24 protein-coding genes are annotated in these 21,232 nt (G+C 73.9%); 12 read left to right on the forward strand and 12 right to left on the reverse strand.

The window, feature by feature from the left end; translation table 11 throughout:
- Window positions 1–288 (reverse strand): TetR/AcrR family transcriptional regulator (locus tag AB0O00_RS11000; protein ID WP_363650379.1); only part of this gene is annotated, 288 nt, incomplete at its 3' end.
- Window positions 289–440: 152 nt separating this feature from the next.
- Between AB0O00_RS11000 and AB0O00_RS11005 the strand changes: the two genes are divergently transcribed.
- Entirely contained in the window at window positions 441–1,037 is a 597-nt protein-coding gene (locus tag AB0O00_RS11005) for a DUF2867 domain-containing protein (RefSeq protein WP_363650381.1), read from the forward strand.
- A 56-nt stretch (window positions 1,038–1,093) separates the two neighbouring features.
- Here the strand turns inward: AB0O00_RS11005 and AB0O00_RS11010 are convergent, their stop codons facing one another.
- A complete protein-coding gene (locus AB0O00_RS11010; RefSeq protein ID WP_363650383.1) occupies window positions 1,094–1,864 on the reverse strand; it encodes a hypothetical protein in 771 nt (256 codons plus the stop codon).
- A gap of 309 nt (window positions 1,865–2,173) precedes the next feature.
- On the opposite strand from AB0O00_RS11010, the gene AB0O00_RS11015 reads away from it, so the two are divergent.
- Window positions 2,174–2,983 carry an alpha/beta hydrolase gene (locus AB0O00_RS11015; RefSeq protein ID WP_363650385.1) on the forward strand — a complete coding sequence of 270 codons (810 nt, stop codon included), beginning with the start codon at window positions 2,174–2,176 and terminating at the stop codon, window positions 2,981–2,983.
- Window positions 2,984–3,024: 41 nt separating this feature from the next.
- Here AB0O00_RS11015 and AB0O00_RS11020 read toward each other — a convergent pair whose 3' ends face one another.
- Window positions 3,025–4,017: a winged helix-turn-helix domain-containing protein gene (locus AB0O00_RS11020; protein WP_363650387.1), complete on the reverse strand. Its 993-nt coding sequence runs from the start codon at window positions 4,015–4,017 to the stop codon at window positions 3,025–3,027.
- 254 nt (window positions 4,018–4,271) lie between these two features.
- Between AB0O00_RS11020 and AB0O00_RS11025 the strand changes: the two genes are divergently transcribed.
- The gene (locus tag AB0O00_RS11025) at window positions 4,272–5,654 is read left to right on the forward strand and encodes an alpha/beta fold hydrolase (protein ID WP_363650389.1); all 1,383 of its coding nucleotides are present in this window, start codon (window positions 4,272–4,274) and stop codon (window positions 5,652–5,654) included.
- Between the two features lie 65 nt (window positions 5,655–5,719).
- On the opposite strand, the gene AB0O00_RS11030 is transcribed toward AB0O00_RS11025, so the two are convergent.
- From AB0O00_RS11030 to AB0O00_RS11040, 3 genes are all read right to left on the reverse strand, one after another.
- The gene (locus tag AB0O00_RS11030) at window positions 5,720–6,280 is read right to left on the reverse strand and encodes a hypothetical protein (protein ID WP_363650391.1); all 561 of its coding nucleotides are present in this window, start codon (window positions 6,278–6,280) and stop codon (window positions 5,720–5,722) included.
- The gene (locus tag AB0O00_RS11035) at window positions 6,277–7,422 is read right to left on the reverse strand and encodes a serine hydrolase domain-containing protein (protein WP_363650392.1); all 1,146 of its coding nucleotides are present in this window, start codon (window positions 7,420–7,422) and stop codon (window positions 6,277–6,279) included. The genes AB0O00_RS11030 and AB0O00_RS11035 overlap by 4 nt, the downstream gene beginning before the upstream one ends.
- Window positions 7,423–7,570: 148 nt before the next feature.
- On the reverse strand, window positions 7,571–9,067 hold the full coding sequence (locus AB0O00_RS11040) for a glycosyl hydrolase family 18 protein (protein ID WP_363650394.1): 1,497 nt from the start codon (window positions 9,065–9,067) through the stop codon (window positions 7,571–7,573).
- A 230-nt stretch (window positions 9,068–9,297) separates the two neighbouring features.
- Here AB0O00_RS11040 and AB0O00_RS11045 point away from each other — a divergent pair, with 230 nt between their 5' ends.
- On the forward strand, window positions 9,298–9,780 hold the full coding sequence (locus tag AB0O00_RS11045) for a hypothetical protein (protein WP_363650396.1): 483 nt from the start codon (window positions 9,298–9,300) through the stop codon (window positions 9,778–9,780).
- Between the two features lie 41 nt (window positions 9,781–9,821).
- Here the strand turns inward: AB0O00_RS11045 and AB0O00_RS11050 are convergent, their stop codons facing one another.
- Window positions 9,822–10,601 carry a TetR/AcrR family transcriptional regulator C-terminal domain-containing protein gene (locus AB0O00_RS11050; RefSeq protein WP_363650397.1) on the reverse strand — a complete coding sequence of 260 codons (780 nt, stop codon included), beginning with the start codon at window positions 10,599–10,601 and terminating at the stop codon, window positions 9,822–9,824.
- A 155-nt stretch (window positions 10,602–10,756) separates the two neighbouring features.
- On the opposite strand from AB0O00_RS11050, the gene AB0O00_RS11055 reads away from it, so the two are divergent.
- The 4 genes from AB0O00_RS11055 (at window position 10,757) to AB0O00_RS11070 (ending at window position 14,399) form a co-directional block, all read left to right on the forward strand.
- Window positions 10,757–11,698, forward strand: coding sequence for an ATP-binding cassette domain-containing protein (locus tag AB0O00_RS11055; protein ID WP_363650416.1), 942 nt, complete (start codon window positions 10,757–10,759; stop codon window positions 11,696–11,698).
- Window positions 11,698–12,516 carry an ABC transporter permease gene (locus AB0O00_RS11060; protein ID WP_363650398.1) on the forward strand — a complete coding sequence of 273 codons (819 nt, stop codon included), beginning with the start codon at window positions 11,698–11,700 and terminating at the stop codon, window positions 12,514–12,516. Before AB0O00_RS11055 ends, AB0O00_RS11060 begins: the two co-directional genes overlap by 1 nt.
- Window positions 12,517–12,598: 82 nt before the next feature.
- Entirely contained in the window at window positions 12,599–13,585 is a 987-nt protein-coding gene (locus AB0O00_RS11065; RefSeq protein WP_363650399.1) for an aldo/keto reductase, read from the forward strand.
- 100 nt (window positions 13,586–13,685) lie between these two features.
- Entirely contained in the window at window positions 13,686–14,399 is a 714-nt protein-coding gene (locus AB0O00_RS11070) for a C39 family peptidase (RefSeq protein ID WP_363650400.1), read from the forward strand.
- On the opposite strand, the gene AB0O00_RS11075 is transcribed toward AB0O00_RS11070, so the two are convergent.
- Window positions 14,369–15,220, reverse strand: a complete 852-nt coding sequence (locus AB0O00_RS11075; protein WP_363650401.1) for a hypothetical protein — start codon at window positions 15,218–15,220, stop codon at window positions 14,369–14,371. The two genes, AB0O00_RS11070 and AB0O00_RS11075, sit on opposite strands and share 31 nt — an antisense overlap.
- Before the next feature lie 224 nt (window positions 15,221–15,444).
- On the opposite strand from AB0O00_RS11075, the gene rpe reads away from it, so the two are divergent.
- Together rpe and AB0O00_RS11085 are read left to right on the forward strand one after the other, a co-directional pair.
- Window positions 15,445–16,128, forward strand: coding sequence for a ribulose-phosphate 3-epimerase (gene rpe / locus AB0O00_RS11080; RefSeq protein WP_363650403.1), 684 nt, complete (start codon window positions 15,445–15,447; stop codon window positions 16,126–16,128).
- A gap of 123 nt (window positions 16,129–16,251) precedes the next feature.
- Window positions 16,252–17,211: a pirin family protein gene (locus tag AB0O00_RS11085; protein ID WP_363650404.1), complete on the forward strand. Its 960-nt coding sequence runs from the start codon at window positions 16,252–16,254 to the stop codon at window positions 17,209–17,211.
- Window positions 17,212–17,282: 71 nt separating this feature from the next.
- Here AB0O00_RS11085 and gap read toward each other — a convergent pair whose 3' ends face one another.
- Both gap and AB0O00_RS11095 read right to left on the reverse strand, forming a co-directional pair.
- Complete coding sequence (gap, locus tag AB0O00_RS11090; RefSeq protein ID WP_363650406.1) at window positions 17,283–18,278, reverse strand: type I glyceraldehyde-3-phosphate dehydrogenase; 996 nt, start codon at window positions 18,276–18,278, stop codon at window positions 17,283–17,285.
- 204 nt (window positions 18,279–18,482) lie between these two features.
- Window positions 18,483–19,514: an FAD-dependent monooxygenase gene (locus AB0O00_RS11095; RefSeq protein WP_363650408.1), complete on the reverse strand. Its 1,032-nt coding sequence runs from the start codon at window positions 19,512–19,514 to the stop codon at window positions 18,483–18,485.
- On the opposite strand from AB0O00_RS11095, the gene AB0O00_RS11100 reads away from it, so the two are divergent.
- The gene (locus tag AB0O00_RS11100; protein ID WP_363650409.1) at window positions 19,473–19,820 is read left to right on the forward strand and encodes a TetR-like C-terminal domain-containing protein; all 348 of its coding nucleotides are present in this window, start codon (window positions 19,473–19,475) and stop codon (window positions 19,818–19,820) included. The two genes, AB0O00_RS11095 and AB0O00_RS11100, sit on opposite strands and share 42 nt — an antisense overlap.
- Window positions 19,821–19,832: 12 nt before the next feature.
- Here AB0O00_RS11100 and AB0O00_RS11105 read toward each other — a convergent pair whose 3' ends face one another.
- Window positions 19,833–20,000: a hypothetical protein gene (locus tag AB0O00_RS11105; protein ID WP_363650411.1), complete on the reverse strand. Its 168-nt coding sequence runs from the start codon at window positions 19,998–20,000 to the stop codon at window positions 19,833–19,835.
- A 65-nt stretch (window positions 20,001–20,065) separates the two neighbouring features.
- Between AB0O00_RS11105 and AB0O00_RS11110 the strand changes: the two genes are divergently transcribed.
- Window positions 20,066–20,737 (forward strand): hypothetical protein, encoded by a 672-nt coding sequence (locus tag AB0O00_RS11110; RefSeq protein ID WP_363650413.1) that lies wholly within the window; start codon window positions 20,066–20,068, stop codon window positions 20,735–20,737.
- A gap of 54 nt (window positions 20,738–20,791) precedes the next feature.
- Here AB0O00_RS11110 and AB0O00_RS11115 read toward each other — a convergent pair whose 3' ends face one another.
- Window positions 20,792–21,073 (reverse strand): metal-sensitive transcriptional regulator, encoded by a 282-nt coding sequence (locus AB0O00_RS11115; protein WP_363650414.1) that lies wholly within the window; start codon window positions 21,071–21,073, stop codon window positions 20,792–20,794.
- Window positions 21,074–21,232 lie beyond the last annotated feature (159 nt).

A 21,232-nucleotide genomic window follows, 5' to 3' on the forward strand; every position in this document is an offset into this window, starting at 1 on the left:
GTCGCCGCCGCCGGAGGCGATCGCGTGGAGGCGGGTGAGCTTGGCCCGGGCGTCGCCGCCGCCGCGCTCGACCTCGTCGATCACGTTCCCGGCGACGGCGTGCTCCCAGGTGTCGAGCATCTCGGTGAGGAGGGCGTCGCGGTTGCGGAAGTAGCCGTAGAAGCCGCCCTTGGTGACGCCGAGCGCCTGGGCGAGGACCTCGACGCGCACGGCGTCGGGCCCGCCGCTGGCGAGTGCCCGCAGGCCTTCGACGATCCACGCCTCGCGCGGCGTACGGGGGTTGGCCACGGGTTTCTCCGATCACGCGCCGTCGCGCGACTGCGCACGACGGTCCTGGAGACCCTGCCTATACGGTGCCGTATAAACGGGTCTAGCCTGCTTCTGTACGGCATCGTATAGACAGGGCGCCCGGGCCGGGCGCCCGGACAAGGGGCTGACGCATGAGACTCCCCAGCACCGCGCACACCTCGCGACCGTGGCGGATCCACGAGATCGCCCCGGACTTCCGGGTGGAGGACGTCTGGGCGCTGCCCACGCCGGGCGGGCCCGACGACCTCCCGTACCTGGTACGGCAGTTCACCGACGGGGAGGAGCCCGGGAAGGCCAGCTCCTCGTTCGTGTACCGCACGCTCTTCGCGCTCCGGTGGAAGCTCGGGCGCCTGCTGCACCTGGACGGCGCCGGCTCCGGCGTGGGCGGCCGGGTGCCGTCGCTCCGCGACCGGCTGCCGGCGGACCTGCGCGCCGCGCCGCCCGGGCCGGACTCGGACTCGCTGCCGTTCCGGTCCGTCTACCTGCTGCACGACGAGTGGGCGGCCGAGCTGGCGAACCGGACGATGCACGGCGTGCTGCACCTCGGGTGGGTGCCGGACGGCGCGGGCGGCTACCGCGCGCAGATGGCCGTGCTGGTGAAGCCGAACGGCCTGCTCGGTGCCGCCTACATGCTGGGCATCAAGCCGTTCCGGTACGTCGGGGTGTACCCGGCGCTCCTGCGGTCGATCGGGCGCAGGTGGGAGGAGACGGCGGGACAGCGGAAGTAGTGGGCCCGCTGCGCGGGAAGTCGGACCGGCCGACTTCCCGCGCGCGTGCGTCGGTGCTACTTGGCGGCGGTCTGTACCTTGTCGACCTGCTTCATGACGGTCTTCACATCCGGCAGGCCCGGGTCGGCGAGCGCGGAGTCGGAGACCAGCGTCAGCACGTCCCCGGTGTGCGTGACGACGTAGCCGCGCGCCTCGCAGGGCGCCTTGGCGCAGTCGTCGGCCGTGAACGTGGCGTTGAGGGTGAGCGTCGCCTCGCCGGCCGCCGGGGCGGTGGCCTTGGCGAAGGTGACCTTCACCGGGGCCTTGCCCGCGCCGGTCGCGGTGAACGACGCGCACCCGGCGAGCGCGGTGTCGGCGGCGGTCAACGCCTTCGCGGCCTGGCCGGCGCCGAGCTGGGTGAGCTGGACGAAGGTGAACTCGCGGCCGTTGGTCTGGTAGTACACGCCGGTGGCGGACGGCGCCGGGGTGGCCGCGCTGCCGTTGTCGACGAGGTCGAGCAGCGGCTGGCAGGCGGGCTTCTCGGCGGTGAGCCGGTGGTCGGGGCGGGTCGGGCCGAGCGACGAGCGCTGCGCGTCGGCCTTGAGGTCGGCAGTGGTGAGCAGGGCCTTGACGAGCTGGTCCTGCGTCAGGGCCTTGCCGCCGGCCGGAGCCTTGGTGCCGGTTGCGGCTCCGGTGGCGGGCGCGGCGCTGGTGGCGCCACCGGTGGCGGGCGCGGGTGCGGTGGTGGTGGTGCCACCGGTCTTGTCGTCGTTGGGCCCGCAGGCGGCGGTGAGCAGGGCGAGCGGCACCAGGACGCCGGCGACGACGGATATGCGCAGAGAACGCATGGCAGGTATTCCCCCGAATACGCATGTGCAGGGAGTGGCCAGTCGGCCGACTGACAGGCGATCAAGTTAGCGCATGGCGCGGACGGCGCGTCGACGGCGTCCAGCGCTCCCCGGGGCCGCGTACCGTCACGCAGCGCGACGGCCGCCGCCGCCCGTCCGGCAGCGCGTCCGCCCTCGCGTCCGCCCTCGGGTCCGCCCGCGCCTGGCGTCACGTTCGGTGACGGAGGAGGCCGCGGACCGCAGATCTGACCCCGCAGGCCGGGTGTGTCAGGCTGGTGGGGGAGCACCGCCGAAACCGGGAGGCCCGCGATGGCCGAGATCAGGGTGAACGGGGTCTCGCTGCACTACGAGGCCCGCGGTGAGGGGCCCGGCGTCGTCCTGGTGCACGGCTCCTGGAGCGACGGCGACACCTGGGCGCACGTCGTGCCCGGCCTGGCCGAGTCGGCCACCGTCGTCAGCTACGACCGCCGCGGCCACAGCCGCAGCGAGGACCTGCTCACCCAGGGCTCGGTGCACGAGGACGCGGCCGACCTGGCCGGCCTGATCGAGGGCCTCGGCCTCGCCCCGGCGTTCGTCTGTGGGGACTCCTACGGCGCGCTCGTCACGCTGCGCCTGGCCACCGCCCGCCCCGACCTGCTGCGCGGCATCGCCGTCCACGAGCCGCCCGGCAGCGGCGTCCTGCTCGCCGACCCGGACCTGCGCCCGATCGGGACGGCCTTCGCGGACCGGATCGCCGCCGTCCGGGAGCTGCTGGAACAGGCCGAGTCGGCGGCGGCGGCCGAACTGTACGTCGACACCCTCGCCTTCGGCCCCGGCGCCTGGTCGCAGCTGCCCGCGCCCGTGCGGCACACCTACATCCGCAACGCGCCCACCTACCTGGACGAGCTGCGCGACCCGGACGCCCTGGACCTCGACCTCACCGGCCTGGCCCGCTACGGCGACCCGGCGCTGCTCACGCAGAGCGACGACAGTGCGCCGATGTTCGGCGAGGTGCTGGACCTGATCGACCTCACCCTGGCGAAGGCCGAGCGCCACCTGTACGAGGGCGCCGGTCACGCTCCGCACCTGTCGCAGCCGGAGGAGTGGGTGCGGGTGGTGCTCCCGCGGGCCCTGTTGTGACGAGCCCGTTGCCGGGGACGAGCCCGTTGCCGGGCACGTGACTACGGGCGCGCCTCCGCCAGCTCCTCGCCGCGCGGCGTCCGCCGGTACAGCACCTCCCGGCCGCTGCGCACCCGGCTCACCAGCCCCGACCGGTGCAGCACGCCCAGGTGGTACGAGACCGTGCCCGCGCTCAGGAAGTGCCGGTCCGCCAGCGCCGCCGTCGTGGCCGGGTCGACCAGGGCGGTGAGCAGGTCCGCCCGGGTCGGGCCGAGTAGCTGCGCCAGCGCCGGGCTGGGCTCCGGGCGGGCCGCCCGCCGGTCCGTGACCGGGTACATCAGCGTCGGCGCGCGGTGGACGCCGTCGATCGGGTCCAGGATGACGTGGATCCGACGGGTCACCAGCGTCGGCATCAGCAGCACCATCCGGGCCGGCAGCGTCACCGTGAACCGGCTCTCCAGCTCGATCCGCCCCTTGGCCCAGGAGAGCTGCGGCGCCAGGGAGTTGATCAGGGCCCCGGTGCCGTGGCGGGCGAGGAAGCGGCCCCGCCGGTCGATCTCGGCGTCGATCACCGCCCGGGCGTCCGGCCAGTACGGCGCGAGCGCGAGCTCCCAGTACCGGCCCAGCTCGTCCGCCGCCCGGTGCGCGAAGTACGTCGCGCCGCGCTCCAGCGTCCGCTCGACGACCTCCGGCAGCGGACGGCCCAGCAGGCCGGCCTCGGGGCGGCCGTGCCGGACGGTCAGCAGCTCGCCGAGGACGCGCTCGGGCGGCGTGGCGCGGACGGCCGCCAGCTGCTCCGCGACCTCGGGCGCGGGGCCGGTCGGGTGTGGCGAGAGGAAGTCGGGCAGGTAGCCGCCGTCCTTGTCCAGGGCCAGCCCGGCGAGCAGTTCGAGCCGCTCCCGGCGCAGGACGCGGCGGGTGCGGCTGACCCAGGCGTATGGGCCGGTGCGGGACGTCAGGCCGGACGACATCAGCGTGTTGACCGCCTCGTGCAGCGGCGAGACGACGAACCGCGAGCGGGCCAGGCCGGTCGAGTCGATGGTGAGCGTGATCATCGGTGTCCTTCCCCCGTCGGACAGCAGTGGCTCGGATCGCGCCGGGTCGAAATCTGACCGCTCCGGGGCCGGCTCCGGTCGCCGACGTTTCGAACCTGCTCGAATCCTCGCAGGAATCGTCGCGCCGCGGTGCCCCTGCGGCACATGCTCTTCCTCGACCGCGTCAGCGCGAGTCGGTACGCGGGCCATCTGGCACGGAGAAGGCCCGGAGAAGGCCCGGAGAAGGCCCGGAGAAGGCACGGGGAAGGACGAACATGACGAGAACGCGAGGCCGCGTCGCCGCCCTGCTGGGCGCCGTCGCGGTGGTCGCCGGGACGACGCTGGGCTCCCCGGCGGTCGCCGCCGCGGACGGGGCGGGCGGCGGGCTCACCGTGCAGGCGCCCTGTCCGGGCAGCCCGGGCTTCACCTGCGGCACCCTCACCGTCCCGCTCGACCACGGCGGCGAGACCCCCGGCACCCTCGACCTGCGGGTCGCCGTCGGCGGCAACACCGACGCGCCCAAGGGCGACCTGCTGTTCCTCACCGGCGGCCCCGGCCAGCCCGGCGTCCCGTTCGTGAGCCGGATCGCGGCCAAGCTGGCGCCCGTCCTCAAGGACTACCGCCTGGTGATGTTCGACCAGCGCGGCACCGGCGCCAATGCCCTCCGGTGCCCGGAGCTCCAGGAGCAGATGGGCGCCTCCGACCTCGCCCCGCCCACCCCGAAGGCCGTCACCGACTGCGCGGCCGCGATCGGCCCGAACCGGCGGTACTACAGCACCGCCGACACCGTCGCCGACATCGACCAACTGCGGCGCGCCCTCGGCGACAAGCGGCTCACCCTGGACGGCGTCTCGTACGGCACGTTCACCGCCGAGCGGTACGCGATGGCGCACCCGGCGCACGTCGCCCGGCTGGTGCTGGACTCCGTGGTGCCGCAGCAGGGGTACGACCCGCTCGACCCCGTCCCGCTGAAGGCCACCGCCCGGGTGCTCACCGCCGCCTGCGCGGCCACCGGGTGCACCACCGACCCGGCCGCCGACCTCGCGGAGACGGTCCGGCGCTACCACGACGGGCCCGACGTGCTCGACGCGATCACCAGCTTCGAGTTCGTCGACCCGGACTACCACGGCGTCCCGCAGGCGCTGCACGAGGCCGCCGCCGGGCGGCCGGCCCTGCTCCAGCGCTACATCGACGGCGCGCACCAGGGCAACGCGGCGCCCGCCGAGTTCCTGAGCCAGGGCCTGCACGCCAGCACCCTGTGCGCCGACGGGCTCTTCCCGTGGGGCACCGGGGACACCCCGGTCGAGGGGCGGGCCGCCGCGCTGGCCGAGGCGAGGGACGAGCTGACCGCCGAGGACACCTGGCCGTTCGACCCCGCCACCGCGACCGGCACGGGCACCCTGCTCACCTGCCTGGACTGGCCGCAGGAGGAGGTGCCGGCGACGCCGTCGGAGCACCGCAAGCTGCCCGACGTGCCGGTGCTGCTGCTCGGCGGTGACCGCGACCTGTCCACGCCGCTGGCCTGGCTGTTCCGGGAGGCGGAGATGGCGCACGACCCGCGCGTCGTGGTCGTCCCAGGGGCGGCGCACGGGGTCCAGACCCGGGCGACCAGCGACATCGGGCGGCAGGCGGTGTACGACTTCCTGCTCGGCGGCTGACGCCGGGCGGGCTCGCAGACCCCCGGACCGTTCCGCGCGGGGGGCGGAACGGCCCGGGGTCGTCGTCATGCTTCCTGCGCGCCCCAGCCGTCGTCCGGCGTGGCGGGGTCGAGCTCGGGGCAGTCGGGGTGGTCGTAGCCCCACAGGCCGACCTTGTTCAACAGCCATTCGGTGGACGGGAGTTCGCCGGGGTCTTCGTCTTCGGTGAGGACGAAGGCGACCCGCACGTCCTCGGCCGGTGCCACCTCCAGGGTGCGCTGGCCGGGGATGTTCTCGTACGTCACCGTCTCCCACGTGCAGCCGGCCGCGGTCAGCGCGGCGACCAGTGCGGACTCCGTGACGTACGTGTCCACGGTGTGCAACGCGCCATCGGGGAAGGGGAGTTCGAGCTCTCCATGCCAGGCCGGGAGGGAGAACGAGCGTAGCCGGCGGCAGCGGCAGAACACCGTCCACGCGTCGCCCCAGCCGAAGGCGTGCGGCCAGCGCGACTCCTTGTGGACGCGCCCGCAGTCGTACGGATCGCCGTAGCGGGCCGCGAGTTCGGGCAGCGAGGCGTCGTAGCGCAGCGGACCCAGGCCGCCGGTGGCGGCCAGCTCGGCGAGCCCGGCGAGGAAATCCGCCGTCACCCCAGGCACCCGCGGACCGCCTGGATCAGCCGGGTGGCGCGGGCGTCGCCGTGGCCGATCATCCGGTTCGCCACGTACCCGAAACCGATGCCGAACTCGTCGTCGCCGAAAGCGAACTGGCCGCCCGCGCCGTCGTTGCCGAAGCTCCGCGGGCCGTACAGCGGGCGGAAGGCGGGGGAGTCCAGCAGGACGCCGGAGCCCCAGCGGGCGCCCATGTCGAAGCCCAGGAAGCCCGCGCCGGAGGAGACTTCGCGCACGACGTCGGTCACGGTGTCGTGCGACAGCAGGCGCTCGCCGCCGTCGAGGCCGGTGACGGCCGCCGCGTACAGGGCCGCGAGGCCGGTCGCGGAGGCGACGGCGCCCGCGCCCGGCAGCTCGATCGCGTGCAGGGCCGGGTCGTTCCAGCCGTGCGGCGCGTCGAGGCCGGGGAAGACGAGGGTGCCGTTCATCGTCACGATCCGGGTGAGCAGGTGCTCGGGGCCCGGCATCGGGCGGCGGCCCTCGGCCTCCACCAGCCTGGCCAGGTGCGGGAGTTGCTCCTCCGGGAGGCCGAGCCAGACCGGCAGGCCACCGAGCGGTTCGGCGATCTCCTTGCGCAGGAAGGCGCCCGGGGTCAGGCCGGTGATCCGGCGGATCACCTCGCCGACCGCGAAGCCGAACACGTGGCCGTGGTACTCGTACGTGGTGCCCGGCTCCCACAGCGGCGGCTGCGCCTCGATCGCCCGGACGACCGGCTCCCACGCGGCGATCTCCTCGAACGGGAGCACCGCGTCGAGCGCGGGCAGGCCGGCCCGGTGGCCGAGGATCGTGCGGGTGGTGATGTCCTGCTTGCCGTGCCGCGCGAACTCCGGCCAGTAGCGGGCGATCGGGGCGTCGAGGTCGAGCCGGCCGCGCTGCGCGAGGAGGTGTGCGCCGATGCTCACCGCGCCCTTCGCGACGGAGAAGACCGGGACGACGGTGTCCTGCGTCCAGGCCCGGCCGGTGCGGTCGTCGGCGGTGCCGCCCCACAGCTCGACGACCTTGCGGCCGCCGGCGTAGACCGTCACGGCGGCGCCGAGCTCGGGGAAGTCGGTGAAGTTGCGGGCGAACGCGTCCGCGACGGGGCCGAAGCGTTCGTCGGCCCAACCCTCGTACTGCTGCATGGTAAGTCTCTTCCCTCGCCCAAGATCATCGACCGCTCCACGGTACGGGACGGGGGTGCGCGGCACGATCGATTTGCGGGCGGGCGGGTGGGAGCCGGGGGACGGGAGTTGGCGGGAAGGCGTCGTGGGCGGGAGCCGTCGGCCTCCGTCATGCGGTGCGGCCGGTGATGTAGAGGGGCTTCATGTCGACGACCGTCGTCGTGGCCGTGTGCCCCAGTCCTTCCCGGGCCGCGTTGGTGAGCAGGCCGGAGTCGGCCTCGGCGTGTTCGGCGAACAGGCCGCCGAGGTTGCGGGCGCGGGCGTACGCGGCCTTGGCGCGGACGGAGCGCGGGGTGTCGAGGGAGAGGAAGACACCGCTGTCGGCGCTGTGGAGGTAGTCGGCGTCGGCGGTGGTGTCCGTGTACAGCGCGAAGCCGTTGCGGCCGCGCCCGTTCTCCAGGTCGAGGTAGTTGCGCAGCACGTCGGCGAAGTGGGTCACCCCGGGCCGGAAGGACCCGGTGGTGTCGCCCGCCCCGGCGTCGTAGCTGCCCCGCAGGGGCGAGAGGGTGTCGAGCCGGGCCCGGCGGGCGTTGCGGGTCGTCGTGGCGTAGCCGAGGTGGATGCGGCGGGGGTCGACCCGCGCCTGGTCGACGAGGTAGGTGACGGCGTCGTCGATGCAGTCGGCGTGACCGCCGACGGGGTCGCGGCGCAGTGCGGTGTGGTGGCCGAGCCCGGGGGACCAGGGGCTGCCGAAGAGGTCGAAGGCCATCAGGTCGAGCCGGTTGACGCCCTCCTCTACCAGGACCGGGACGTTGAGCGCCTTCAGCTGCGCGACGGAGGCCGGGACGGCGACGGCGATCGTCGCGCGCAGGCCGGCGGCGGCCAGGGCGGATCCGGTCTCGGCGACGAGCGCGGCGTAGTCGGTGGCCTCGCGGCCGAGGCCGGGCCAGCGCCAGTCCAGGTGGAGAGCGGAGAACATCGGGAAGCACTCGAAGATCCGCACCACGGACCGGGCGAACCGCCGTCGGGCGGCGGTGTCGTGGACGACGGCGCGGAAGGCCTGGCTGAGCTCCCAACCGCCCACGTGCAGGCCGACGGTGAGGTTCGGGTTGCGCTCCTTGAGGCGGCGGGCGGCGCCGAGCAGGCCTTGGGCCCGCCGCTGGTCGAACAGCGCCGGGTAGTCGTTGGAGATCCACCCGCCGAACCCGTAGCCCTGGTGGGCGGCGACCGCGCCCCACGCGTCGACGAACGTCACCGCGCCGTGGTCGGCGTCGGGGATGCCGAAGTCGCGGGCCGCCTGGGCGGTGGCGGCGGCCAGCCCGCCCTCGTCGCCAACGATGCCGGTCAGACCGAGGACGATCGCGTCGAAGGCGCCGTGCGCGGCGTCGAGCCGGGTGAGGTCCGAGCCCGGGCCGCCGTCCAGGTGGGCGGTGCCGGGGTCGAGGCGGGCGTCGTAGGCCCACGTGGTGTCCAGGAAGCCCGAGACGGTCTGGAAGCCGCCGCGCCGGTAGGTGTTGAACCGGGGCCGGGCGATGCGGCAGGGCGTGTGGGACAGCTGTCGGTCCGCGGTGGCCGGGTCGAAGCCGTTCAGCGCGTGGGTCCGCTCGCCGGCGCCGACGCCCTGCCCGTCCAGGCCGGGGTCGGACGGGTACACCAGGTCGTTCACGCGCCCACCTTGCTGCGCTCGTTCGTCACGTCGCTCCCTGCGGTCGCGGAAACGGGAAGTGCCCGTCCGGGGGCCGGGCGTGATCACGCTCGTGAAGCCTAGGCGGTGAACCGGACGGGGCGTGGGGCTTCGGCTGAAGTTGTCGCCGCATCGTCAAAAGTATGACCGCAATCCGACGTCGACCACACGGGGTTATCGTCAGATTGACGAATATGGTTTAGGCTGCTCCCGTGCGAGTGATCCTGACGCGCGACAGCGTTTGCATGGGCGATGACTGCTGGGCGCCCCACGAGATGGTCCAGAACTGGGACGAGGCCACCACGGTGGGCGAGTTCACGCGGTGGTTCTCGGCCTCCGGCTACTGCCGGCAGTCGAACTGGTGGGTGATGTCCACCGGGTGGAACCGGCCGGGGCCGGTCCCGCTCGCCCTGCTGGCGGCGCCGTGGGACCAGCCGACGTTCCTGGATGACGCCGATCAGGAGCGCGCGCTGGGCTCGCTGGCGGAGGAGGACGGTGCCGTGCGGCTCTTCTTCGCCTACTGTGCGGGGCAGCCTGCGCGTGCGAACTGGCCGGAGCTGAAGCGGCTGAAGGAGAAGGCGGCGCCTCGGCGGGCCGCCGCCAGGGCCCTTGCGCCGAAGGCGGCCCGACCCCGGCCCGACGTGGCGAGTGCGTCTTCCCTCATTCGCCGGATACTGGGCTCCGCCGGAAACTGAGCGGATCTTGCCGGGGTGGGCGGGACGGCCGGCGGGGTGGGTCACTGTGCGGGCGACAGCATCGCCGTGATCACCCGGCCAAGTGCGCGGTCGAAGGCGGTGGCCGGGTCGGCGGGCGGGCTGGGGTCGGCGAAGGCGGCGGCGAGGTTCGGGTAGGCCCCGCTCGTCGCGGCCTGGGTGAGGTAACCCATCAGCTCCGCCTGCCATTTGGCGCCGGAGGCGGCGGACCGCTCGTACTGGGCGTACTGGCAGACGAAGCCGTTGAACAGGGCCATCGCCTCCATCCGGGCGCCGCCGCTGAGGCCGCTCGGGGCGGTGACGGCCAGGTAGTGGTCGGTGTAGCGCAGGGCGTTCGGGCCGATGCCGGGGCGGGCGAGCACCAGGGCGGGCAGCCAGGGGTGGCGGCGGCACAGGTCGAGCTGCCGGTGGCCGAGCCGGACGAGGTCGGCGCGGCAGTCGCCGGTGGGGGCGAGGGCGGCGAAGTCGTATTCGGCGGCGGCCGCGTCGAGCATGAGGTCGAGCAGGTGCTCCTTCTTCGGCACGTAGTTGTAGAGCGACATGGTGCCCGCGCCGAGCGCCGCCGCGACCCGGCGCATCGAGACGGCGTCCAGGCCTTCGGCGTCGGCGATCCGGACGGCGGCGGCGGCGATCGACGCCCGGCTGTGGGCGGGCCGGGGGCCGCGGCCGGTGCGCTCGGGGCGCAGCCAGATCAGCTCGGGGGCGTCGGGGGGCGTCGGCGTCGCCGATTCGATCGCACGGTCGGTCCCGGTCGGTTGTTGCCCGGGTTCGTCCGGGCTGGTGGGGCGCTTGCTGGACGGCACTGGAAGATCACCTCGCTCACCCATCTTAGATACGTACGGCGTACGTAGTACGATGTGCTCGCACACGCTTCTACGTACGCTGTACCTAGAGAAGGGTGGAGACCGTCGTGTCCGACCGCTCCGACAGCTCCGACCGCAGTGGGCCCGCCATCGAGATGGCGGGCGTGGCGAAACGCTTCGGCGCCACCGAGGCCCTGCGCGGCCTCGACCTCACCGTCCCCGCCGGCACCGTCTGCGGCCTCCTCGGCCCCAACGGCGCCGGCAAGACCACCGCCGTCCGCGTCCTCGCGACCCTCGTCGCCCCCGACCGCGGCACCGCCCGGGTCGCCGGGTTCGACGTCGTCCGCGAGTCCGAGGCCGTCCGGCGCGCCATCGGCCTGGCCGGGCAGCACGCCGCCGTCGACGAGGGCATCACCGGGCGCGACAACCTCCACCTGTTCGGCCGGCTGCACCACCTCGGCGGTCGCCGGGCCCGCGCCCGCGCCGACGAACTGCTCGACCGCTTCGGCCTCGCCGGGGCCGGCGACCGGCTCGTCCGCACCTACTCCGGCGGCATGCGCCGGCGCCTCGACCTCATCGCCAGCCTCGTCACCAGCCCGCCGGTGCTCTTCCTCGACGAGCCCACCACCGGGCTCGACCCGCGCAGCCGCCAGGAGATCTGGGACACCGTCAAGGAGTTGGCGGCCGACGGCACCACCGTGCTGCTCACCACGCAGTACCTGGAGGAGGCGGACCGGCTCGCCGACGACATCGTCGTCGTCGACCACGGCGCCGCGATCGCCACCGGTCCGCCGGCCCGGCTCAAGGCGCAGATCGGCAGCCGGGTGTCCGTCACCCTCGCCGACGTGCGCCAACTCGGCGCCGCCGCCGTCGTGTTGTCCCGGCTGTCCGGCGGGGACGCGCAGGTGGACGTCGCCGAACGCCTGGTCACGGTGGTGACACCGCCGGGCGCCGGCGTCCTGCTCCCCTCCCTGGTACGGGAGTTGGATGCCCAGGGGGTCGTCGCGGAGGACGTCGCGGTCCGGGCGCCCTCGCTGGACGACGTGTTCCTCGCGCTCACCCGGGAGTCCGCCACCGACGTGAGGAGGGTCGCCTGATGGCCGCCACGTACGCGGTTCCGACGGCCGCCGGACCGTCCCGGCTGGTCGCCGACACCGGGACGTCGATGCTCCGCGTCCTGCTCAACTACCGCCACTCACCTGGCCTGTTGGCCGCCTCACTGGGCGTGCCGGTGATCATGGTGGTGGTCTTCGGGTATGTCTTCGGCAGCGCCATGCAGGTGCCGGGCGGGGGCGACTACCGGGAGTTCCTGATGCCCGGCCTGTTCGCGATGGTCGCCACCAACGGCATCATGCCCACCATGGTCGGCGCCGCCCGCGACGTCGGGCGAGGGGTCACCGACCGGCTGCGCTCGATGCCGGTCTCGCGCACCGGGCTCCTGCTCGGCCAGACCCTCGCCGATCTGCTGGTCAGCGTCGTCGTGCTCGCGCTGCTGGCCGCCGTCGGGCTGGCCGCGGGCTGGCGCGTGCGGCACGGGTTCGCGGACGCGGCGGGGGCGTTCGGGCTGCTGCTGCTCTTCCGGTTCGTCATGACGTGGGTCGGGACGTGCCTCGGGCTCGCCGTCGGCAAGGAGGAGGCCGCCGGTCAACTTGCCGTCACCGTCTTCCCGTTGGCGATGATCACTAACGCGTACGTACCGACCGGCGGCATGCCGGGCTGGCTGCGGACCGTCGCCGACTGGAACCCGGTCAGCTCGGTGGTCGAGGCGAGCCGGAGCCTGTTCGGCAACCCCTCGGCGCCCGGCGACGCCTGGCCGATGCAGCACGCCGTCCTCGCCGCGCTGCTGTGGAGCGCGATCCTGCTCGCGCTCTGCATACCGCTGGCCGTAAGGAAGTTCGCCACCCACGGGCGCTGAGCGCGTGAACGCCGTGGGTGCTGACCCGCCGGTCCGGTGAAGGTGCTGGACACCCGTGCCGGTGCGGCCGAAGGTGGACGCCATGGAGTACACCCACCTCGGCCGCACCGGCCTGACCGTCTCCCGCCTCTGCCTGGGCACCATGAACTTCGGCCCGCACACCGAGGAGTCCGACGCCCACCGCATCATGGACGCCGCCCACGACCGGGGCATCAACTTCTTCGACACCGCCAACGCCTACGGGCGCGACAGCGAGGGCAACCTCAAGGGCCGCACGGAGGAGATCATCGGCCGCTGGTTCGCCCAGGGCGGCGGACGCCGCGAGCGGACCGTCCTCGCCACCAAGGCCTATGCCGCGATGGGGGAGTGGCCCAACGAGGGCAGGCTCTCGGCGCTCGCCGTCCGCCGGGCCGTCGAGGCCAGCCTGCGGCGCCTGAACACCGACCACATCGACCTCTACCAGATGCACCACATCGACCGGGACACGCCCTGGGAGGAGATCTGGCAGGCGATGGAGGTCCTGGTCGCCCAGGGAAAGATCATCTACGTCGGCTCCAGCAACTTCGCCGGCTGGCACGTCGCCCAGGCCCAGGAGGCCGCCCGCAGCCGCCACTTCCTCGGTCTGGTCAGCGAGCAGTCCCTCTACAACCTGCTCGACCGCACCGTCGAACTGGAGGTCGTGCCGGCCCTGCAGCACTACGGCCTCGGGCTCCTGCCGTGGTCCCCGCTGCGCAGCGGACTGCTCGGCGGCGTGCTGCGCAAGGAGCGCGAGGGCACCCGGGTGCGGGCCGCGCTGGCGCACGCCGACGACCTCCTCAGCACCCACCGCGACCGCATCCAGGCCTACGAGGACCTCGCCGACGAGATCGGCGTCGCCCCCGGGGAACTCGCCCTCGCCTGGCTGCTCGGCCGCCCGGCCGTCACCGCCCCGATCATCGGCCCGCGCACCCCGGAGCACCTCGACTCGGCGATCCGGGCCCTGGACGTCGAGCTCGAGCGGAAGACCCTGGACCGGCTCGACGAGATCTTCCCGGGCCACCGGCCGGCCCCGGAGGACTACGCCTGGTAGGGCGCCCTGGGCCTCGTCGCGGCTGCGGGCCTCGTCGCGGCTGCCGGACGCGGCGGGGCCCTCGGTCGCGCGGGGCGGTGGGGCGTGAGAGCGTCGGGGGATGGGTGACGAGGCGGTTGTGCACGACGTGCCGTACTACGCGCAGTGGGAGTCGGCGGAGCTCGTGCGGGAGATCGTCGGCGGGGCGATGGACGCCGCCGACGATCCGCGGTGGGGGCAGTCCGGGGCGGCCACGCCGGAGGAGTACGCGTGGTGGTCGTGGCGCCTGTGCGGGGTGGCCTGCCTGCGGATGGCGCTCGACTACTGGTGGGGCGTCGCGCCCCCGGCCATCGTGCTCGGCCGGGAGTGCGAGGCGGCGGGCGCGTACGTCCGGGAGGGCGACGGCCTGCGCGGGCTGATCCACACGCCGTTCGCCGCCCACGTCCGGGAGCGGTGGGGACTCGCCGCCGAGGCGCGGGAGTTGGCGCCCGGGGAGGTGGCGGCCGCGGTGGCCGGCGGGCGGCTGCCGATGCTGTCGGTGCACCCGTCGATCCGCGAGCCGGAGGGGCCGGACCCGACGCGCAGGGGCGGGCACCTGGTGCTCGCGGTGGGCGCCACGAGCACGGCGCTGGTGATCCACAACCCGTCCGGGTTCCCGGGCGGGTCGCAGTCCTTCGCGCACGTGCCGTGGCAGGAGTTCGGGCGCTTCTTCGCCGGGCGGGGGATCGTCCTCGGCCCGCCCGGCGCCGTGGAGGAGAGTCGGTCATCCGGTCGGGAGTCGTCCGGTCGGCGGTCGTCGTCCGGTCAGGAGTTGTCCGGCAGTCCCACCGGGTAGAACGGCAGGCTGCTGCGACAGAGCGCCGAGATCGGCTTCAACGCGGCGGCCAACCCGTCGAGTTCGGCGCGCGGGTAGTCCTCCCACACGCGGGCGGCGGCCAGGTCGGTGGCGGCCTCCAGGGCCTGGTGGCGGATCCGGCCGAGCTCGGTCACCGAGCCGGCCGCCGTCAGCCAGCCGCGCTCGACCAGGCGCTCCGCGGCCGCCTCCCACTCGGCGTCCGTCCAGCCGCGCACCGGCTGGAGCTGCTCGCGCCGCATGTCCATCGCACAGCGGATCACCAGCGCCTCGCAGCCGTCCAGCCCGGACGCCACCAGCGCGGCCACGTGGCCGTCCCCGCGGTGCTCGCGCATCACGGTGGCGGCCTGCCAGAGCCGCTCGTACAGGCCCGTCGGCGCCGGGAGCGCCGCGTTGGCGGCGGCCAGCACCCGGCCGGCGCAGTCCAGCCGGGCCGCGGCCTGCTCCAGCGTCCCGACCGCCCGCTCGACCTCGGCCCGGTCCACGTGCTCCAGCAGCCGGGCCAGAGCCGCGCCCGCGCCCTTCGTCCGGGCGGCCAGCGCCTCCTGCGGGCTCGCCAACGCCCACACCGCCGGCAGCGCCCGCTCCACCATCACCGGGGCGAAATTGAAGTACGCGGCGATCACCGGCGGCGCGTCCACCGCGCCCAGCGGGGCCGAGCGGCCGGCGAAGTAGCCGCGCCAGAAGCCGCGCAGCCCGGCCTCCTCGAAGGCGTCGCGGGACTCGGGCTGGAAGTAGGTGACGGCGTGCACCGGCTCGAAGAGCCACCACAGCGCGCGGGCGGGGTGGACGAGATCGGTCATGAGGGGACCTTCCTCGGGTAGAGGCGGGTGGAGCCGGGTGGGGGAGCCGCAGCGGGCTGCTCAAGTGCTGATGACCACGGCGGCCACGGCCGTAACCCCGCCCAGGGTGTGATGACGGTCACGCGGACGATCACGGGGTGCGCGGGCCGGTGCCGGCCCGGGAGATGATGGGACGGGGTGCCCGCTCACGGTGGCGCCCGAGCCCTCGTCTGAAGGTATTGGTAATGGCGCAGATCAACCCCAGCATCCTGTCCGCGGACTTCGCCCGCCTCGCCGAGGAGGCCGGGGCCGTCCGGGGCTCCGACTGGCTGCACGTCGACGTCATGGACAACCACTTCGTGCCCAACCTCACCCTGGGCGTCCCGATCGTCGAGTCGCTCGCGCGCGCCACCGACATCCCGCTCGACTGCCACCTCATGATCGAGGACCCGGACCGCTGGGCCCCGCAGTACGTCGAGGCCGGCGCCGGCTCCGTCACCTTCCACGCCGAGGCCGCCGCCGCGCCCGTCCGCCTCGCCCGCGAGATCCGCGCCAAGGGCGCCCGCGCCTCCATGGCGCTCAAGCCCGCGACCCCGATCGAGCCCTACGAGGACCTGCTGCCCGAGCTCGACATGCTGCTGATCATGACCGTCGAGCCCGGCTTCGGCGGCCAGGCCTTCCTCGACATCATGCTCCCGAAGATCCGCCGCACCCGGGAGCTGATCGCCAAGCACGGGCTGGAACTGTGGCTCCAGGTCGACGGCGGCGTCTCCGCGAGCACCATCGAGCGCTGCGCCGAGGCCGGCGCGGACGTCTTCGTGGCCGGTTCGGCCGTCTACGGCGCGCAGGACCCGGCCGAGGCCGTCCGCAACCTGCGCGAGCTGGCGGCCGGTGCCACCGCCGACGCCTGGTGGGCCTGCGCGCACTGAGCCGGTGGCGTGCGTGGCGGGTTCCCGGTGGCGGGTTCCGGGTGGCGGGTTCCCGGTGCGGTGAGGGACGATCACTGGCGGACGCCTCTCATCGCCCCTCTCCGTACGGTGGTGGACCCGCACATGAGCAACCTCGACCTCAAGCCCGCCCCGACCCCCTGCGGCCGGGAGGCCAGCAGCGGCCCGGTGCACGAACTCCTCACCGGGCGCGAAGTCCCGCTCGGCGAGAGCACCGTGGTGCGGCGCCTGCTCCCCAACCTGGGCCGCCGGATGGTCGGCGCCTGGTGCTTCGTCGACCACTACGGCCCCGACGACATCGCCGACGAGCCCGGCATGCAGGTGCCGCCCCACCCGCACATGGGCCTGCAGACGGTCAGCTGGCTCCACCAGGGCGAGGTGCTGCACCGCGACAGCCTCGGCAGCCTGCAGACCGTCCGCCCGTACGAACTGGGCCTGATGACCTCGGGCCGGGCCATCTCCCACTCCGAGGAGTCACCCCGCCCGCACGCCCGCTACCTGCACGGCGCGCAGCTCTGGGTCGCCCTCCCAGACGACCACCGGCACACCGCGCCCGCCTTCGAGCACCACCCCGACCTGCCGGTCGTCACCGCCCCGGGCCTGAACGCCACCGTCATCCTCGGCACCCTGGACACCGCCACCTCGCCCGGCACCACCTACACCCCGCTGGTCGGCGCCGACCTCGCCCTCACCGCCGGCGCGGACCTCGCGCTGCCCCTCGTCCCGGACTTCGAGTACGCCGTCCTCTCGATGTCCGGCAGCGTCGACGTCGACGGCGTGCGGGTCGAGCCCGGCTCGATGCTCTACCTCGGCTGCGGCCGCCGCGAACTCCCGCTGCTGGCCCGCACCGACGCCGCCGTCCTGCTGCTGGGCGGGGAGCCGTTCGACGAGAAGATCGTCATGTGGTGGAACTTCATCGGCCGGAGCACCGAGGACATCGCCCAGGCCCGCGCCGACTGGATGACCACCACCCGCTTCGGCGACGTCCACGGCTACGCGGGCGCCCGCCTCGCCGCCCCCGAACTCCCCGCCACCCCGCTGAAACCCCGGGGGCGGGCGCGCTGAGAGCCATCCTCGCGTAGCGGGAGGGCAACGGGCCCGGGCGGCGCCGTTGCCCTGCCGCTACTCCTGCCCTGTCAGCGGGCGAGGAGCTCAAGGGCGTCGACGACGCGGTGGGAGAAGCCCCACTCGTTGTCGTACCAGGCCACCACCTTGATGCGACGGCCGTCGACGCGCGTGAGGGCCGAGTCGAAGATCGACGAGGCCGGGTTCCCGGTGATGTCCGAGGACACGAGCGGGTCCTCCGAGTACTCCAGGACGCCCGCGAGGTGCCCGGCCGCGGCGTCGCGGTAGGCGGCCAGGACGTCCTCCCTGGTCACGTCCCTGGCGACGCTCGTGTTGAGCTCCACCAGCGACCCGACCGGGACCGGGACACGGATCGAGTCCCCGGACAGCTTGCCGTCCAGGCCGGGCAGGACCAGGCCGATCGCCTTCGCCGCGCCCGTCGTCGTCGGCACGATGTTGACCGCGGCGGCCCGGGCCCGCCGCGCGTCCCGGTGCGGGCCGTCCTGGAGGTTCTGCTCCTGCGTGTAGGCGTGCACCGTGGTCATGAACCCGTGCTCGATGCCGGCCAGGGCATCGAGCACCGAGGCCAACGGCGCCAGCGCATTGGTCGTGCAGGAGGCGCACGAGACGATCGTGTGCTCCCGCGCGTCGTACGCCCCGGTGTTCACGCCGTACGCGATCGTCACATCGGCGCCGTCCGACGGCGCACTGACCAGCACCTTTCTCGCCCCCGCCGCCAGGTGCGCGCCCGCCGCCTTGGCGGAGGTGAACCGCCCGGTCGACTCCAGCACGATCTCGACGCCGAGTTCCTCCCACGGCAGCTGCCCCGGCTCCCGCTCCGCCAGCACCTTCACGCGCCGGCCGTCGACGACGAGCGCGTCCCCGTCGGCCTCCACCGGACGCCCGAGCCGTCCGGACGTCGTATCGAACTTCAACAGCCGCGCCAGGGCCGCCGGTTCGGTCAGGTCGTTGACGGCGACGACCTCCAGGGCACTGTCCCGTTCGAGCACGGCACGCAGCACGTTGCGGCCGATCCGGCCGAATCCGTTGATCGCGATGCGGGTCACGTCTACACCCCTCCGCTGAACTCACCAAGGCCGCGGGACCCATGCCCCGATCCGAAACACCACCGCCGGCAGGACCCGACCACGGCCACACTGACCCCAGGGCCGGCCTCCACGACAACCCGAGCCACGCTGCCCGGCCGCCCCCGCACCCTGTTCGCCGCGACTGCCGCGGCAGGCGTTCGAATTGTAGGCCAGTGGCCTGGTTCACAGGCCGAACTGGCGGAGGTGGTCCTGGAGTTGGGTGGGGTTGATGGTGCCCGCCGTCAGGGAGACGTAGCCGTCGGGGCGGACCAGGACGACGGCGTCGGTGGTGAGACCGTAGGTGTGGCGTGCTTGTTCGTCCGGAGTCTGGATGACGGCCTCGCGGATGGCGGGGTGTGCGGGGAGGAGGGGCGGGGTCGGGGTGTCGGTGAACCTGAGCAGGGTGAAGTGCGGGCCGCGGAACAGGTGGAAGAGGCGGGTGGGGCCGTCGGGGGTGTGGCAGGGGGCGTCGGGGGCGCGGTCGCCCGCGCGGATGGCGGTGGCGTCGTCGAGGTCCTGGCCGAGCGGGCCGCCGCGGTAGGTGATGGAGAGGCCGGTGAAGTCGCCGCCCGTGGTGGCCGTCAGGTTGGTGAACTGGTCGGCCAGGGCGAGGGCGCCGCCGTCGGCGAAGAGGGCGCGGTGCTGGGCCGAGGTGGCGGCAAGGACGGCGCGCGCGACCGGCAGGCGCTCGGCCTCGTAGCTGTCGAGGAGGGTGTCGGGGGCGCCGCGCAGGGTGGCGGCGAGCTTCCAGGCCAGGTTGTGGGCGTCCTGGATGCCGGTGTTCATGCCCTGGCCGCCGGCCGCGGAGTGGCAGTGCGCGGCGTCGCCGGCGAGCAGGATCCGGCCGCTGCGGTAGCGCTCGACCATGCGGACGGTGGGGCGCCAGACGCTCGCCCAGGTCAGGTCGCGGAGGGTGACGCCGGGCAGGCCGGCGCGCTCGGCGAAGAGGCGGCGGAAGGTGTCGAGGGTGGGGGCGGGCAGCTCGCCGTGCTCGTCGGGGAGGACGGCGGCGTGGACGGCCCAGGTGTCGTCCTGGCGCAGCGGGACGAGCGCGAGGGCGCCGGCGCCGAACCGGGGGTCGTTCCAGATGTGCAGCCGGTCGGGGTCGAGGCCGTCGATGCCGCGCTCGGCCGCAACGCCCCCGACTACCAGGAGCCGCCGGACACCGGCGAGTTGAGGGCCGACCTGGCCGCCTTCCTGCTCGGCCTGCTGCACCGCTTCGACGACCTGCCGACCGACGCCGTCCACGGCTTCCTCGTCGACCTGCTGCGCGACCCCGAGCTGCGCGTGCGGTTCCGCACCGGCCTGACGGCGTTCGGACCGGTGGACGCGCTGGAGGCGATGATGCGCCGCGCGGCCGACCGCGGGGAGATCAACCCCGCGCGCATCACCCCGCGGACGGTCTCCCTCCCGCTCGACCTCCTGCGCGACGCGTTCCTGGTGGGCGGCGTCGTGCCGTCGAACCAGGCCGTCGACGAGATCCTCGACGACATCGTGCTGCCCCTGCTCAAGGCGCCGTGAGCAGGGAGTGGCTCAACTCGCGCGCAGGGGCGCGAGTTCGACAGCGTGGTCCTGCCACGCGTACAGCCGGTCGCCGATCAGGGCCGCGTCCTGGCGGTCGGCCTTGGCCTGGTCGTACAGAGGGGGGTGGAACGCCTGGGGGAAGGGGCGGAGGATGTCGGGGTTCCGGCCCCGGGGCACCCTTTGTTTGGCATCATCCCGAAGGGGACCACAGAGGTAACTCGTGGGAGCACAGGGGGTGGCGAGTGAGGGACGCACGGCCGAGGCGCCGATGGCCGACGGCCCTCGTGGTGCTGCTGCGCGGCATGCTGCTCGTGATCGGCCTGTGCGCGGTCGGGTTCGGCATCGCGCGGACCGTCGCCGTGAACCAGGACGTGGGCGCGTACACCCGAGCCCGTCCCTGCAGCACCGGCAACCCGCCTGCGGGGCCGGCCTGCGTGCTGCTGGAGAGCGGCCGGGTGACGGACCGGTGGGTGGGCCGCAGCGGGGACTCGCCCACCCACAACCTCACGGTGGCGCGCGAGTCGGATCCCGAGGGCAAGGACTACGACGTCGGCGAGGCGTTCTACGACGACGCGGACGTCGGCACCTACGTAATGCTGGAGGTCTGGAAGGGCGACGTCGTCGAAGTCGAGTACCGGGGGCACAAGTCGGTGTTCCGGCACCCCCGGTTCGGCCTCCTGGCCTTGCTCGCGCTGTTGATCGCCGTGGGCACCGGCCTGGTGGTGGCCGGTCTGCCGGGGGTGGACGACGACGTACGGTGGATCGGGGGCATCGGCCTGGTGCCGTTCTTCTTCGTGGGGTGGTTCCTCGACCTGTTCCTCGGGGCGGTTCACCTGCCGCTCGCGGTGGCGATCGCGCTGGTCACCGTCGGCTGGCTGGGCATGACGGCGGGCGCGGTGAAGTTCGCGCGGTGAAGCTCGCGCGGTGAAGCGCGCGGTACAGCGCGGGACCGGGGAGAGTCGCGAGGGTCAGGAGCGGACCAGGCGGGCGATGGCCTGGCTGGCCTCCCTGATCCTGGTGTCGGCGGCCTGACCGCCCTCGGCGACGGCGTCGCGGACGCAGCCTTCGATGTGCTCGTCGAGGAGCTGGAGCGCGAAGGACTGCAGGGCGCGGCCGGCGGCGGAGACCTGGGTGAGGACGTCGATGCAGTAGGTGTCCTGCTCGACCATCTTCTGCAGGCCGCGGATCTGGCCCTCGATGCGGCGGAGTCGCCTGAGGAAGTCGTCCTTGTGGGGGTGGTAGGCGGTCATGGCGGCCTCCTGTTCTTGAGCGGGTCGATTCGTGTGCGGGGGAGACCCGTCGGCCCGGGGGGGGGCGGGGCCGGCCGGCCCGGGCGACGGGGGTGGGGGGCGGGGGGGGGGGGGGTGGGGGGCCGCACCGGCGCGGCGGGCGACCCGCGCGGTGGCCCC

Source organism: Kitasatospora sp. NPDC093558 (assembly GCF_040683475.1).
GTDB lineage: Bacteria > Actinomycetota > Actinomycetes > Streptomycetales > Streptomycetaceae > Kitasatospora.

What these genes read in the sequence shown, in the direction of transcription:
- rpe (WP_363650403.1), top strand. Translation starts at nt 15,445, where the DNA reads ATGGCGCAGATCAACCCCAGCATCCTGTCCGCGGACTTCGCCCGCCTC.
- AB0O00_RS11075 (WP_363650401.1), bottom strand. Translation starts at nt 15,220, where the DNA reads ATGACCGATCTCGTCCACCCCGCCCGCGCGCTGTGGTGGCTCTTCGAG.
- AB0O00_RS11065 (WP_363650399.1), top strand. Translation starts at nt 12,599, where the DNA reads ATGGAGTACACCCACCTCGGCCGCACCGGCCTGACCGTCTCCCGCCTC.
- AB0O00_RS11020 (WP_363650387.1), bottom strand. Translation starts at nt 4,017, where the DNA reads ATGATCACGCTCACCATCGACTCGACCGGCCTGGCCCGCTCGCGGTTC.
- AB0O00_RS11005 (WP_363650381.1), top strand. Translation starts at nt 441, where the DNA reads ATGAGACTCCCCAGCACCGCGCACACCTCGCGACCGTGGCGGATCCAC.
- AB0O00_RS11070 (WP_363650400.1), top strand. Translation starts at nt 13,686, where the DNA reads ATGGGTGACGAGGCGGTTGTGCACGACGTGCCGTACTACGCGCAGTGG.
- AB0O00_RS11025 (WP_363650389.1), top strand. Translation starts at nt 4,272, where the DNA reads ATGACGAGAACGCGAGGCCGCGTCGCCGCCCTGCTGGGCGCCGTCGCG.
- AB0O00_RS11035 (WP_363650392.1), bottom strand. Translation starts at nt 7,422, where the DNA reads ATGCAGCAGTACGAGGGTTGGGCCGACGAACGCTTCGGCCCCGTCGCG.
- AB0O00_RS11115 (WP_363650414.1), bottom strand. Translation starts at nt 21,073, where the DNA reads ATGACCGCCTACCACCCCCACAAGGACGACTTCCTCAGGCGACTCCGC.
- AB0O00_RS11010 (WP_363650383.1), bottom strand. Translation starts at nt 1,864, where the DNA reads ATGCGTTCTCTGCGCATATCCGTCGTCGCCGGCGTCCTGGTGCCGCTC.
- AB0O00_RS11085 (WP_363650404.1), top strand. Translation starts at nt 16,252, where the DNA reads ATGAGCAACCTCGACCTCAAGCCCGCCCCGACCCCCTGCGGCCGGGAG.
- AB0O00_RS11015 (WP_363650385.1), top strand. Translation starts at nt 2,174, where the DNA reads ATGGCCGAGATCAGGGTGAACGGGGTCTCGCTGCACTACGAGGCCCGC.
- AB0O00_RS11055 (WP_363650416.1), top strand. Translation starts at nt 10,757, where the DNA reads ATGGCGGGCGTGGCGAAACGCTTCGGCGCCACCGAGGCCCTGCGCGGC.
- AB0O00_RS11060 (WP_363650398.1), top strand. Translation starts at nt 11,698, where the DNA reads ATGGCCGCCACGTACGCGGTTCCGACGGCCGCCGGACCGTCCCGGCTG.